15 protein-coding genes are annotated in these 13,023 nt (G+C 73.6%); 7 read left to right on the top strand and 8 right to left on the bottom strand.

Translation table 11 applies throughout. The features are described from left to right. Nucleotides 1–465: 465 nt before the first annotated feature. Nucleotides 466–3,120 (top strand): hypothetical protein, encoded by a 2,655-nt coding sequence (locus FB458_RS17455; protein ID WP_141849621.1) that lies wholly within the window; start codon nt 466–468, stop codon nt 3,118–3,120. A gap of 50 nt (nt 3,121–3,170) precedes the next feature. Here FB458_RS17455 and FB458_RS17450 read toward each other — a convergent pair whose 3' ends face one another. Together FB458_RS17450 and FB458_RS17445 are read right to left on the bottom strand one after the other, a co-directional pair. Further along, the gene (locus FB458_RS17450; protein ID WP_170185726.1) at nt 3,171–3,746 is read right to left on the bottom strand and encodes a TetR family transcriptional regulator; all 576 of its coding nucleotides are present in this window, start codon (nt 3,744–3,746) and stop codon (nt 3,171–3,173) included. Nucleotides 3,747–3,820: 74 nt separating this feature from the next. Then, nucleotides 3,821–4,969 (bottom strand): methyltransferase domain-containing protein, encoded by a 1,149-nt coding sequence (locus FB458_RS17445; RefSeq protein ID WP_141849620.1) that lies wholly within the window; start codon nt 4,967–4,969, stop codon nt 3,821–3,823. A gap of 61 nt (nt 4,970–5,030) precedes the next feature. Here FB458_RS17445 and FB458_RS17440 point away from each other — a divergent pair, with 61 nt between their 5' ends. Further along, nucleotides 5,031–5,372, top strand: coding sequence for a TraR/DksA family transcriptional regulator (locus tag FB458_RS17440; RefSeq protein WP_425460856.1), 342 nt, complete (start codon nt 5,031–5,033; stop codon nt 5,370–5,372). A 12-nt stretch (nt 5,373–5,384) separates the two neighbouring features. Here FB458_RS17440 and FB458_RS17435 read toward each other — a convergent pair whose 3' ends face one another. Further along, nucleotides 5,385–6,176, bottom strand: a complete 792-nt coding sequence (locus tag FB458_RS17435; protein ID WP_141849619.1) for a GNAT family N-acetyltransferase — start codon at nt 6,174–6,176, stop codon at nt 5,385–5,387. Nucleotides 6,177–6,249: 73 nt separating this feature from the next. Between FB458_RS17435 and FB458_RS17430 the strand changes: the two genes are divergently transcribed. Beyond that, on the top strand, nt 6,250–7,461 hold the full coding sequence (locus FB458_RS17430) for an FAD-dependent monooxygenase (protein WP_141849618.1): 1,212 nt from the start codon (nt 6,250–6,252) through the stop codon (nt 7,459–7,461). 27 nt (nt 7,462–7,488) lie between these two features. Then, nucleotides 7,489–8,526 (top strand): GNAT family N-acetyltransferase, encoded by a 1,038-nt coding sequence (locus FB458_RS17425; protein WP_141849617.1) that lies wholly within the window; start codon nt 7,489–7,491, stop codon nt 8,524–8,526. On the opposite strand, the gene mraY is transcribed toward FB458_RS17425, so the two are convergent. The 3 genes from mraY to FB458_RS17410 all read right to left on the bottom strand — a co-directional run bounded on the left by mraY (nt 8,493) and on the right by FB458_RS17410 (nt 10,343). Next, nucleotides 8,493–9,590, bottom strand: coding sequence for a phospho-N-acetylmuramoyl-pentapeptide-transferase (gene mraY / locus FB458_RS17420; protein ID WP_141849616.1), 1,098 nt, complete (start codon nt 9,588–9,590; stop codon nt 8,493–8,495). The two genes, FB458_RS17425 and mraY, sit on opposite strands and share 34 nt — an antisense overlap. Before the next feature lie 141 nt (nt 9,591–9,731). Then, entirely contained in the window at nt 9,732–9,956 is a 225-nt protein-coding gene (locus tag FB458_RS17415) for a hypothetical protein (RefSeq protein WP_141849615.1), read from the bottom strand. 18 nt (nt 9,957–9,974) lie between these two features. Beyond that, nucleotides 9,975–10,343: a nuclear transport factor 2 family protein gene (locus FB458_RS17410; protein ID WP_141849614.1), complete on the bottom strand. Its 369-nt coding sequence runs from the start codon at nt 10,341–10,343 to the stop codon at nt 9,975–9,977. Nucleotides 10,344–10,421: 78 nt separating this feature from the next. On the opposite strand from FB458_RS17410, the gene FB458_RS17405 reads away from it, so the two are divergent. The 3 genes from FB458_RS17405 to FB458_RS17395 all read left to right on the top strand — a co-directional run bounded on the left by FB458_RS17405 (nt 10,422) and on the right by FB458_RS17395 (nt 12,208). Next, entirely contained in the window at nt 10,422–11,216 is a 795-nt protein-coding gene (locus FB458_RS17405; RefSeq protein WP_141849613.1) for a MerR family transcriptional regulator, read from the top strand. Between the two features lie 213 nt (nt 11,217–11,429). Continuing rightward, on the top strand, nt 11,430–11,606 hold the full coding sequence (locus tag FB458_RS17400; protein ID WP_170185725.1) for a hypothetical protein: 177 nt from the start codon (nt 11,430–11,432) through the stop codon (nt 11,604–11,606). A gap of 62 nt (nt 11,607–11,668) precedes the next feature. Next, nucleotides 11,669–12,208 carry a hypothetical protein gene (locus tag FB458_RS17395; RefSeq protein ID WP_141849611.1) on the top strand — a complete coding sequence of 180 codons (540 nt, stop codon included), beginning with the start codon at nt 11,669–11,671 and terminating at the stop codon, nt 12,206–12,208. On the opposite strand, the gene FB458_RS22280 is transcribed toward FB458_RS17395, so the two are convergent. Beyond that, nucleotides 12,143–12,709 (bottom strand): GNAT family N-acetyltransferase, encoded by a 567-nt coding sequence (locus FB458_RS22280; RefSeq protein ID WP_425460855.1) that lies wholly within the window; start codon nt 12,707–12,709, stop codon nt 12,143–12,145. The genes FB458_RS17395 and FB458_RS22280 overlap by 66 nt on opposite strands. Before the next feature lie 100 nt (nt 12,710–12,809). After that, entirely contained in the window at nt 12,810–12,983 is a 174-nt protein-coding gene (locus tag FB458_RS21670; protein ID WP_211356086.1) for a hypothetical protein, read from the bottom strand. Between the last annotated feature and the right edge of the window lie 40 nt (nt 12,984–13,023).

Raw genomic sequence — 13,023 nt, 5'->3', positions numbered from 1 at the left:
TCTCAGTGGGGGCGACGCCACGCTCCTATCAAGTCACGCCGGCCGGCTCCTTCACACCCGGTGCCGGCACAACGCATGGACATCAGCCCTCGGGGACCGAAGGCGACAGGCACGCTACGAGCCAGACACCAGGTGCTCAGGATCCAACCACCGCGTGAGCGGCGACAGTCACCCTGACACTGAGGCCACGCTAGCCAGGACGGCGGTGGGCGCATCGGGATGCCTTCCCGAGCTGGGCATCCCGACGCGCCCGCCGAGCGAAAGTGTAGTCACTGCACTTTCGCGCATCCGGACATTTGTCATTGTTCTGTGTGACGACTGTGTGACGTCCGGGGCGCGAGGGTAGCCGTCCGGTCGCGGATCCCTCGATTCCCTCAGGTCGGGCCGCTCGCGGCCGTTACCCTGCGCGTCGGCGCCGCCCCTCGTCCCGGCTCCGCGTCCCCCCGACGAAGGGTCCTCAGCCGCATGCCCCTGCGCCGCGCTGCGCGTCGCGCCGCCCTCCCCACCGCCGTTCTCGCGTTCCTGGCGCTCGCCGTCCCCACGGCCAGCGCCTCGGTCGCCGGGTCGCCCGTGCCACCGGGCACCGTGCTCACCGCGCCGGCCGGTACGGCGCCCCAGGCGGGCGACGCGGCCGTCGCCGCCCGCCGCGAGCTGGCGGGCTCCGCCGCCGCGGCCGCCGCCGCGCAGGCCTCGGTCCGTGGCGCCGGCGCCGTGCGCCCGACGGACGCGCTCACCGGAGGGACGGCCGCCGCGCAGCCGGCCGTCCCGTCGGTGGAGGCGGTCGCGTCGCGGCGCGTCCTCGACACCCGGACCACGACCGGACCCACCTCCGGGAAACCCCTCGCCGCCGGCGCCTCCCTGAGCGTCCCGGTGCTGGGCGCCGGGGTGCCCGCCGCGGGGGTCACGGCCGTGCTGGTCAACCTCACCGTCGTCGGCGGCTCCACGACCGGCTGGGTGCGCCTCGACGACGGCACCGCCGCGACGACGAGCACGGTCAACGTCGAGCCCGGCCAGGCGGTCTCGAACCAGGCGCTCGTCCCCGTCCGCGACGGGGCCGTGCGGGTGACGAACGGCGGCGGCCGCAGCGCCGTGCACGTCGTCCTCGACGTCCAGGGCTGGGTGGGGGCGGGGGCCGCCCTCACCGCCGTCGCGCCGACCCGGGTGCTCGACACCCGGCGGGGGACCGTGCGCCCGGTCGCCGGCAGCACGACGACGTACACCCTGCCCGTGCCGCCCGGCACGACCGGCGTGGTGGCCAACCTCACCGCGGTCCCGGTGCCGGGGGCGGGTCCGGGCTACCTCACCGCCTACCGGGCGGGCACCCCGCGGCCGAGCGTCTCCCACGTCAACACCACCGGTGGGCGACCGGTGGCCACGCTCGCGGTCCTCCCCGTCGACGCCGCCGGACGGGTCTCCGTGCTCGACGCGGGCGGCCCCTCGGACGTCGTCGTCGACGTCGAGGGCTACCTCACCTCCGGGGACACGGCCACCCGGGTCTACGACAGCCGCCGCGCCTCCACCGGACCCCTCCCGCTGACCCGCGGCGAGGTCCGCCGCGTCCCGGTCGCCGGCGTGGCGGGCGTCCCGACCGGCACCGGCGCCGTCCTCGCCCACCTCACCGTCACGGCGCCCACCACGAGCGGGTACCTCACCGGGTGGGCCTGGGGCGCCGACCGGCCCGCCACCTCGAGCGTCAACTTCCCGGCCGGCGCGACGGTCACGAACACCGTGCTGCTCCCGCTCGCCCCCGACGGGTCGCTGGCGCTCGCCTCGACCGCCGCGTCGAGCGACGTCGTCGTCGACATCCAGGCCGCGCTCCCGCGCCCCGCCCTCGTCGTGACGCCGCCCTCGCGGGTGCCGACCTACGGCCCGTCCGCCCCGGCCGACACGGCCATGGCCCGCCGCAGCCTGCTCGACGCGGACCGCTACGCGATGGGCACGTGGTGGCAGACCGTCGCCCCCGGCCTGCTCGCCGCCCCCGCCGGTCGGACCATGGTCACCACCGGCACGTCCCCGACCGTCGACCCCGTGCGCCGGCTGTCGATGACGGCGCTGGCCCTGTCGACCTCGCTCGCCACCGGCGCGTACGACGAGTCGTCCGTCGGGGTGCCGGCCGCCGTCGCCCGGCAGCGGCTCGTGACCATCCTGCGGCGGGTGACGACCACGCACGCCGCGACCACGCCCGACGGGTGGGGCGACTCGTGGCAGAGCACGCTGTGGTCCGGCATCGCCGGACGCGCCGCCTGGCTCTCCTGGGGGTCGCTCCCGGTCGACGTGCAGTCCGCGACGGCACGGATGGTCGAGCACGAGGCGCGCTACGCGACGACGTTGCCCGTCACCTACTACCGCGGCGCCGACGGGACCCTGCTCTCGCCGGGCAACACCTTCGCGGAGGAGCTGTCCTGGCGGATGCTGCCGCTCCAGGTGGCCCTCGTCATGCTGCCCGGGCACCCGGACGTCCCCGTGTGGGCGAACACCCAGGTCCGGCTCGCGCTCGCGTCCTGGGCCCGTCCCTCGGACGTCGGCTCGACCCAGCAGGTCGCGGGGGCCCCGCTCGGGGCCTGGGTCACCGGCTCCAACGTCGAGCAGGACGGCACGGTCGTCAACCACGCCCGGATCGCCCCGGACTACTCGACGACGATCTACCAGGACGTCGACGGCGTGCTGCTGGACGCGGTGGCGGGCCGGCCGGCGCCGCGGGCGCTGACGCTGCTGCTGCGACCCGTCTACGACTCGTACACGACGCGGCGGTTCTCGCCCACGGTCTTCGCGGCCCCGGGCGGCCCGGTCTACGCCGACGGCGGGGGCATCTACTACCCCCAGGGCAACGACTGGGGCACCGGTCAGCTGCTGCCCTACGCCCTGGTCGACGCGCAGGCGCAGGCCTTCCTCGGCGAGGACACCGCGGCGGTGCTGCAGCAGCACCTCGCGGGTCATCAGGCCCTCACCGACCGGTTCACCGACGGACGGACGTACAGCCTCACACCGAGCCCGCAGGAGTACGTCTACATCGGTCGCGAGGAGCACACGGCCCAGCTGGCCGCGCAGCTCGTGCTCACCCAGCTGGTCCGCGACAGCGGGACGGCCCGCACGAGCGACGCGTCCGCCTGGCTCGGGTGAGCCGGGGGTGTGCCGGCGGGGGGTGTGCCGGCGGGGGTGAGCCTCGGGGCTCAGGCGCCGACGGCGCCGTAGCCGTGCCGCAGGGGCCCGAGGAACCGGGCGGCCGCCTCGGCGTCGGCCTCGATGGCCACCCCGGCGAGCGAGCCGAGCAGGTGCACGGCGGCGACGTCGGCCGCCGTCGGGTCCAGGTCCCACACCGTCTCGTGCAGGGCCGCCCGCAGGACGGGCCGCCAGTCGGTGAGCATGACGGTCTGGATGTGACGCTGCAGCGACGGCGTCGCGGCGACGAGCGCCGCGTAGGCCCGGCGGACGGGCTCGTCGGCCATGGTGTCGAGGGCGTCGTACGTGTGCCGCTCGACGGCGTCGACCAGCGAGACCCCGACCGGGCGGGTGCGCACGGCGAGCACGAGCGCGTCGAGCTGGTGCCCCTCGGGGTCGAAGACCAGGGACTCCTTGGTGGGGAAGTAGGAGAAGAGGGTCGTGACGGACACCCCGGCCGACGCCGCGACGTCGGCGACGGTGACCTGGTCGAACCCGTGGGCGAGGAACAGCGCGAACGCCTCCTCGGAGAGCCGGCGGCGGGTCTGCGCCTTGCGCAGCTCGCGCCGCCCCAGCACCTCGGTCACCGGTCGAGGGTACGGGGACCGCGAGGGCCGGCACGGCCGGCCGGGTCGGTGCGCAGGAACCTCCCAGGCGGCGTTCAGGCGCGCTCGCGCTCGAGCCGTACGGCGACCTCGTGGTGGCCGGTCTGGGGGAACATGTCGAACAGCCGCGCCGCGCGGACGCCGTACGACGGCATCGCCGCGAGGTCGCGCGCCAGCGAGGCCGCCTGGCAGCTGGAGTAGACGACGTGCCGGACCCCCGAGCGCTCGATCGCCGGCGCGAGGGCGCCGATCCCGCGCCGGGGCGGGTTGACGACGACGAGGTCGGCGTCGCCCAGCAGGTCGGGGTCGGCGACGTCGACGTCGCCGGCCTCGAACCGGATGCGGGGCAGACCCAGCTCGGCGGCGCTGCGCCGGGCCCCGTCGACGGCCTCGGCCGACACCTCGACGCCACGGACCACCTCGGGCGCCCGGGTGGCGGTGGCCGCCGCCAGGGCGAAGCCGCCGACGCCGCAGTAGAGGTCGAGGACCTCGCGCGGGGACGCCTCGTCGACCCAGGCGCGGGCCTGCTCGTAGAGCGCGGCCCCGACGGCGGTGTTGGTCTGGAAGAAGCTGCGCGGCGGCAGGTGCAGGGTGAGCCCGGCCAGCCGCATGGGCAGGTCCGCCCCCTGCGGCCCCTCGGTGAGGACGACCTCCGTGTCGCCCTCGAGGACCGCCTTGTGCTCGGGGTGCAGGTTGACGGTGACGACCCGCAGGTGCGGGAGGCGCTCGCGCAGCACCGGCACCGCGGCCCGCACCCGCTCCAGGTCGCGGTCGGTGCGCAGCACGACCCGCAGCATCAGCTCGCCGTCGGGGGAGCGGGTGACGAGGAGGTACTTCAGCTCGCCGCGGCGGGTGGGGACGTCGTACGGCTCGAGCCGCAGGTCGTCGACGGCGTCGGCGAGCAGCGGCAGGGCGGCGTGCAGCGCGGGCTCGTGCAGCCCGCAGTGGCGCAGGTCGACCCCGCGCCGGTCGCCGTCGAGGATGCCGAGGGTGACCTCGCCGGGGCGGCCGCCGACGGCGAGCTTGGCCTTGTTGCGGAACCCCGACTCGGGGGACGCCTGCGCCGGCGCCCACGCGCCGGCGGGGACGACCCCCGCGAGGGTCGCGGCCACGCCGGCCTGCTTGTCGTCGAGCTGACGCTCGTACGGCGTCCCCATCCGGGTGCACGAGCGGCACACCCCGGCGTCGAAGTAGTCGCACTGCACGAGCAGGCAGCCTACGGACCCGACGCCGGTGTCCCCGCCGGCGACGGGGTAGGAACGGGGGGTGGACAGCACCGAGGTCGTGGCCCGCCTGGAGGCCGAGCGCGAGCGGGTGCTCGCGCTCGCGGCGTCGTCGCGGGCCGACGTCGCGGCGATGGTGGAGGCGAGCCGGGACAGCAACGCCGACGACGAGCACGATCCCGAGGGGCAGACCATCGCCTACGAGCGCCAGCAGCTCGAGGCGCTCGGCTCGTCGGCGCGCCGGCGCCTCGCGGAGGTCGACGCGGCGCTGCAGCGGGTCGCCGACGGGACGTACGGCGTCTGCGAGGTGTGCGGGCGCCCGATCCCCGACGAGCGGCTCGAGGCCCGGCCGACGGCGACGCGCTGCGTGCAGCACGCGGGCTGAGGTCCGGCCGGGTCAGAGGTCCAGGCGGAAGGATCGCGCGACGCCGTACGCCTCGAAGCCGCAGCGGCGCAGGATCGGGCCGGAGGTGCCGACCCGGGCGTGGACCAACGCCGTCGTGGCCCCCAGCGCGCGGGCCTCGACGAGACGCCGGTGCAGGACGGCGCGGTAGGCGCCGCGGCCGCGCGCCTCGGGGCGGGTCGCGGCGCCGTACAGGCGCGCGACGCCGTCCGCGACCTGGAGGCCGCCGACCGCGACCGGGCGGTCCTCGAGGTGGCCGACGACGCGGCGCGAGTCCTGCTCGGCGAGCGGTCGGCCGAGGTCGGCCAGCTGCGTCGCGCGACGCGCCTCGGGGTCGCGCACGGGACCCCACACCGCGTCGCTCACGGCGCCGAAGTCGTCGATCCCAGCGGCGTCCTGGACGACCTCGGTGCACACGGGCGCGACGTCGCCGACGTCAGGGATCCCGCCGGCGAGGTCGCAGGCCACGATGTCGCAGCTCTCCTCGGCGACCGCGCCGACGGCGAGCAGGGCATCGGCGAGCTCGACCGGGCGCGCGGACGGGCTCAGCCACCACGTCATCCACGGCTTCCCGCGCTCGCGGGCCACGGCGGCGACCGCGGCGACGACGGCGGGCGCGTCCTCGGCGGGCCGGCCGGTGTCGAGCGGCGCGGCCCAGAACGGCGTGTGCGCCCAGTCCGGGTAGTCGACGACGGGGACGCCGGCGACCACCTCGGAGCGGGCCTGCTCCGGAACCCACAGCCACGCGTCGGAGGCGGCGAGGACCTGCTGCGTCGTCAGTGCCACGCGGGCGACGGTAGCGCCGCTGCGGCCGACGGCACCCGAGCGGGGCGCGGGCGCGCCGCTTAGGCTCGGTGCCGTGACCACTGCGCCGCACGCCCTCGTCACCGGCGCGAGCATCGCCGGCCTGTCCACCGCCTGGTGGCTGAGCCGGGTGGGTTGGCGGGTGACCGTCCTCGAGCGCGCCGACGGGTTCCGCGAGGGCGGGCAGAACGTCGACGTCCGCGGCGTCGGTCGCGAGGTGCTGCACCGGATGGGCCTGTACGACGCCGTCCTCGCCCGCAACACGACCGAGGTCGGCACCCGCTTCGTCGACGACGACGGCGGCGTCGTCGCCGAGCTGCCGTCGGACGACCCGGACGGGGCGACCGCCGAGCTCGAGGTGCTGCGGGGCGACCTGGCGGGCCTGCTGCGCGACCGGCTGCCCGAGACGGTCGAGCTCGTCTTCGGCGACAGCCTCGAGACGCTGACCGAGGAGGGCGACGCGGCGGTCGTCCGCACCCACGCCGGGCGCACCTTCCGCGCCGATCTCGTCGTCGTCGCCGAGGGCGTCCGCTCGAGCACCCGCGACCAGCTCCTCGCCGACGCCACCGAGCCCACGCCGCTCGGGATCACCATGGTCTTCGGGACCATCCCGCGCACCGACGACGACGACCGCTACTGGCGCTGGTACACCGCGCCCGGGGGCCGTCAGGTGCACCTGCGGCCCGATCCGCACGGCACGACCCGCGCGATGCTCGCCTACGCCCACGGCGACGACGAGGACGAGGGGCTGGCCGGGGTCGACCGCGACACGATGCTCGCGCGGCTGCGCGGGCGGTTCACCGACGCGGGGTGGCAGGCGCAGCGGGTCCTCGACGGGTTCGCGGCCTCCGACGACGTCTACGCCGACGACCTCGAGCGGATGACCGTGACGACGTATCACCGCGGGCGGGTCGTCCTCGCCGGCGACGCCGCCTGGTGCGTCACGCCGCTCGGCGGCGGGGGGGCCTCGCTCGCCCTCACCGGGGGGTACGTCCTCGCGGCGTTCCTCTCGACCTCGCCGGACGACCGGGAGGCCGCGCTGACGTCGTACGAGGCCTGGATGCGCGAGCTCGTCGACGCCGTGCCCTCGTTCCCCCGGGCGATGCGCCGCGTCGCCTTCCCGCAGACCGGGCTGGGGCTGGCCGTCCGCAACACCGCCGCGAAGGTGGCCACGTCACCGCCGTTCTCCACGCTGGCCGGGCGGTTCGGGCACGTGGCGCAGTCCGAGCAGCCGCTGCCCGAGCTGCGTGAGGCCGCGCCGGCCTGACCGGGTACGTGACCTAGCCTCGTCGCCGTGGACATCCGCGTGGCGCTGCCCGACGACGCCGAGGCGCTGACCGACCTGCACACGGACGTGTGGGAGGAGGCGTACGGCGCCCTCGTCGACCCCGAGGTCCTGGCCGACCGGCGCCGACGGCGTGCCGACCGGGTGCGACGGTGGCGGGAGTCGCTGACCGCCGGACCCGCGACGACGTACGTCGTCCCGTCGCCGGCGGGGGAGCGGCTCCTGGGGTTCGTCAGCGTCGGACCGGCGAGGAACGATCCCGAGAAGATCCTTCCCGAGACGGAGGTGTGGGCGCTCTACGTGCGGGCGGAGTGCTACGGCACCGGCCTCGGGCACGCGCTCCTACGCCGGGCGGTGGGCGTCGCACCCGCGGTGCTGTGGGTGCTCGACGGCAACGAGCGGGCGATGCGGTTCTACCGGCGGCAGGGGTTCGTGTTCGACGGGGCGACGGTGCGGGAGCCCGTCGGTCTCGAGCGGCGGATGGTGCGTCGGGGGCCGGCGGTCGTGGTCCGCGACCGGCGTCCCGAGGACCTGCCCGTGCTCGTCGAGCTGCTCGGTCGGCAGCAGCCGACCTCGCGCTACCCCTTCCGGTGGCCGCTGCCGTTCCCCGCCGAGGAGTTCCTCGCGCGCGAGAGCGAGGAACGAGCGTGGGTCGTCACCGTCGACGACGTCGTGGCCGGGCAGGTCACCGTGACCACCGTCGGGGACGACGACTTCGGCCGGCTGTGGCGCGCCGGGACGGGTCGCGCGAACGCCGGGCTGGGCTGCGTCTCGGCGTTCTTCGTCGACCTGGACCGACGCGGGCTGGGGCTCGGCGGCCGGCTCCTCGACACGGCGGTCGCGTGGGTGCGCGAGCAAGGACGGGTCCCGGTGCTCGACGTCGTGCAGCAGCACGGTGACGCGCTCGCGATCTACCGCCACCGCGGGTGGCGCGAGGTCGGGTCGGCGCGTCCGCCATGGCTGCCCGACGACGAGCCGCCGGTGCTGGCCATGGTCCTCGACGACCCGAGCGGTCAAGGGCGGCTGGCGACGACCCACTCGCCGTAGAACGCGACGAGACCGGCGGAGACGAACAGCCCGCAGAGGATCCAGAACCGCAGCGTCACGGTGATCTCGGCCCACACCATCTCGAAGTGGTGGTGCAGGGGAGTGATGCGGAAGAGGCGCCGGCCGGCGCCGTACCGGCGCTTGGTGTACTTGAACCAGCCGACCTGGAGGCTGACCGAGACGGTCTCGAGGACGAAGAGCCCGCCCATGAGGACGAGCAGCAGCTCGGTGCGGGTGAGGATGGCCAGGCCGGCGAGGGCGCCGCCGAGGCCGAGCGAGCCGGTGTCGCCCATGAAGACCTGGGCCGGGGCGGCGTTCCACCACAGGAAACCGAAGCAGGCCGCGGCGATGCAGGTCGAGACGACGGCGAGGTCCACGGGGTCGCGGACCTCGTAGCAGGCGCGCGAGGCGACGAGGCTGCAGCGCTGGCTGTTCTGCCAGACGCTGATGAGGGTGTAGCCGCCGAAGACCATCGCGCTGGAGCCGGCGGCGAGCCCGTCGAGGCCGTCGCTGAGGTTCACGCCGTTGCTGGCGCCGGCGATCATCAGGTCGGCCCAGATCACGAAGAGGATGAGGCCGACGACGGGCCCGAGGACGGCGAGGTCGATCGGGGTGTCGCGCACGAACGAGATGTAGTGGCTGGCCGGGGTGAGCCCGTCGCGCGAGAACCCGATGGCGAGCAGCGCGAACACGACGGCGACCAGGGTCTGGCCGAGGACCTTCTGCCGCGAGGTCAGCCCGAGCGAGCGCTCCCGCTTGATCTTCGTCCAGTCGTCGAGGAAGCCGACGACGCCGATGCCGACCATGAGGAACAGGACGAGGACGCCGGAGGCCGTCGGGGGAGTGAGGAAGGCGAGGTGGGCGACGGCGTACCCGAGCACGCTGGCACCGATGATGACCAGCCCGCCCATCTGCGGGGTGCCGCGCTTGGTGTGGTGGCTGGTCGGGCCGTCGTCGCGGACGAACTGACCCCAGCCGTGCCGGGTCGCGAACCCGATGTACCACCGGGTCCCCAGCAGGGAGACGAGCAGCGCGACGAGCGCGCCGACGACGACGAGGATCACGGGACCACCGCGTCACGGCAGGGGGACGGCGGGGGACAGCTCACCCCTCGTTCCTACCGGACGGCCCTCACGGGAGGCTCAACCCCACGCCGACGATGCGGCGGGTGACGGTGGTCCGTCGAGGGCGCGACGTCGACCGACTCAGGTCGGCGGCGGCGTCGGGGAGCCGTCGACGAGGTCGACGGCCTCGGCGAGCGTGAGGCTGGAGCGGGCCAGGACCTGGGCGATCCGCTCGTCGCGCGAGGCGGACGGGTCGAGGGTGAACGTCTCCACCCTGACGTCGTCGTTCAGGTCGCCCACCCGCGGCGGCGGGGGCGGGTGGGGGTCCGTCTTCGCCCGGTCCGGGCCCGTCTGCTGGCTGCTCATCCGCAGACCGTAGCCCGTTCAGTGGTTGGCGATGACGAGCTCGGCGACGAGGCCCTCCTGCAGGGTGAAGTGGTAGTCGAGGTCGGCGACACCGCCCGGGAAGGTGCCCTCGAGGCGCACGGTGACGACCCAGTGGTCGGTGTCGAAGCGGTGGGCGCCGATCTGCTCGGTCGTGTACTCGAACTCGGACCCCGCGCTGCGCAGGAAGGACAGGACGCGGTCACGTCCGCGGAACGTCTCGCCCTGGTCGACGACGACGACGTCGTCGCTCGTGCACGCGACTGCGGTGGCGGCGTCGTGGGCGGTGTGGGCGGTCATGAACTCGCGGACCGTGGTCGGCAGGGTGTCGGTCGAGGTGTCGGGGGAGGTGTCAGGGCGCTGTGTCATGCCCCCACCGTCACCGCTCTCGGCGCGAGAAGGTCAAGCCGTGGACCTTCCCCCCGGGGGAGAGTCCACACTGCTGGGGTGCTGACGATCGGCGAGTTCTCCCGGCTGACCCAGCTCAGCGCCCGGACCCTGCGTCGGTACCACGAGGCGCAGCTGCTCGAGCCGGCCGTGGTCGACGCCGCCACCGGTTACCGCTACTACGACGTGGAGCAGATCCCGACCGCGCAGGTCATCCACCGGCTGCGCGAGCTCGAGGTGCCGCTGGGTGACGTGCAGCGCATCCTGCGCAGTCCCGAGCCGCAGGTCCGGGCGGCCCTCGTGGCGGAGCACCTCGAGCGGCTCGAGGACGAGCTGGGCCGCACCCGCGCGGCGATCGTGTCGTTGCGGCGGCTGCTGCGGCCCGATCCGGCTCCCATCGAGGTCACGGTGCGCGCCGAGCCGGCCCGCACCGTCGCGGCGGTGGAGGGGGTGGTCGACAGCGGCGACGTCGCGAGCTGGTTCGCCGGCGCGATGGCCGAGCTGCTGGCGGTCGCGGGGGAGGCGGCGACGGGTCCACCGGGCGGCACCTACGACAACGCCCTGTTCGAGCAGGGCCGAGGTCGTGCGGTCGTCTACCTGCCGAGCACGACACCACGTGCGACCGGGCGCGTGCACCCGCTGACCCTCCCGGCCGTCGAGCTGGCCACGACCGTCCACCCGGGTGAGCACGACGGCGTCGAGGTGACCTACGGCCAGCTCGGCACCTGGGTGGTGCAGAACGCCATGTCGGTCGCGGGGCCGGTGCGCGAGGTCTACCTCGTCGGCCCGCGCGAGTCCCCGGACCCGACGGCATGGCGTACGGAGATCGGTTGGCCGGTGTTCCGCGTCGTCTGACGATCGCGGCGAGGGGAGCCTTGGTCCGATCGTACTGACATAATGTCGATTATCGGCGTTGAGATCCTTGTGTGACCCTGTCCATCCTTGGCCCGGGCGGCGGATGGATCTCTGCAACCACGAGCGCCAGCGTCGAGATGTGGGCATGATGACCAGCGGGGCATTCGACCAGGCCGAGCGAACCCGACAGCGTGACGAGGGTGGTGGATGTTCATGAAGGGCTACCACCATCCGTCCTCGATAATTTCGTCGAGCCACGCGCCGACCCATCCGGCCGGCCCGACTCAAGGCGACGGCAAGGCCGCTCAGCATGAGGTCGACGTTGTTGACGAATTATCTCAGGGAAACGCCGATACACTCGTCAACGTGAAATCGGTGAAGACCGAATGACTCATAGGAGATCGGGCTGGAGGGCTGAGCGCGGACGTCACGTCGTTGTCGCCTGTGCGATCATGGCAGGGCTCATCTCGGCTGGCTGCTCGACTGACCGGGCGTCGAGCAAAACCTTTGACCCGCGCCAGCTGTTGATGAGCGCGCAGGAACTGTCGACGCTCACCACTGAGCTAGGAACATCTCCGGCGGGTGACCGGTTCCGTATGACCCCGTCCGATGACTATCCCGAGTGGTATGGAACCACCGTCAATGCGAGAAATGGAATCGCGTTCACGGCGGAAGTCAACAGGGCTTCTGGGGATCTGGGCGCGTCTGTGTTCATGAAGGAGACGGATCCAGAAATGTTATATCGCGCCAAGTGGGGTGCAGATTCTGGGCGAACATCCCAGTCTCCTGTTTCCGGCTTCGTGGACACATCCATCGTATGTGGTGTCAGAGACCAAACTGCGTGCCTGGCCTGGACGTGGCAAGGCAGGAAGAGCCAGTACACCCTCCGGTTAGTGTTCGACTCTATCCACGAGCCGCTCGAAGAGTCAGTGTTCAAGAAGTATGTCGAGCGTGCAGCCATTGATTTTCTTAGCCGACTCTCCTCTCAATGAGGTACAAAGACAACCCCTGAACGACCTCGGGCTCTCCCCAGCAGGACACCGGTGCCACAATTCGCGAGATGAGGTCAGGGTCCCTGCTCTGACGGCGTCGAAAACGGGTTGAGCCCGACGCTCGGCCGATTCGCTCACCCGAACATCGATCTCGCAGCATCCAGTCCGGCGACCTCGACAGTCGCCTTCCCCTCGAGCGACTCCCAGCGGTCCTCGGTGAGTTGCAACCGGTGGGACACGACGACCTGGTCGCCGCGCCGATCGCGTGAGATCCCGTCGGGCCGGTAGCCCAATCGGCGCGACACACCCTGCGACGCCACGTTGACCGCGAACACCTCCGTCGTCGCGTCGCCCCAGGTGGTCGAAGGCGAGGGCGAGGAGCGCTGTCCGAGCCTCGGTGCCGTAACCCTGGCGGTGGTGTCCCAGCCCGAGCCAGGACCCGGTCGAGACCTCTCTGGTCACCGCGAAGTCGCGGGCGCGCAGGGTGACCTGGCCGATCACCGTGCCTCTCCCCCCAGGACACGGCCAGCCCGAGCGCCCAGGAGTCTGCTTCCCAGGACGCCAACCGGCGCCAGTGCGCCTGCAGCACGGAACGGGCCCGCTAATGAGGTGTCCCTTCCGTCCACGGCGTGAGGAAGGGCCGCTCCCCCGGCGCGTGGAGGCCGGTCGCCGCGAGCTCGGCGAGGGCGACGAGCTCGGCCTCGTCCGGGAGCCGCAGCACCAGCCGCGGCGTAGTGAGGACGATCCCGTACGGGGGCCACAGGTCGGCGAACACTCGAGCATCCTGGCCCCGGGGGCCCGTCCGCACCAACAGG

It is taken from the genome of Lapillicoccus jejuensis, assembly GCF_006715055.1.
Taxonomy (GTDB): Bacteria; Actinomycetota; Actinomycetes; order Actinomycetales; family Dermatophilaceae; genus Lapillicoccus; species Lapillicoccus jejuensis.
The sequence above is the reverse complement of the archived record's forward strand: the minus strand, read 5'-3'. Positions and strand labels throughout refer to the sequence as shown.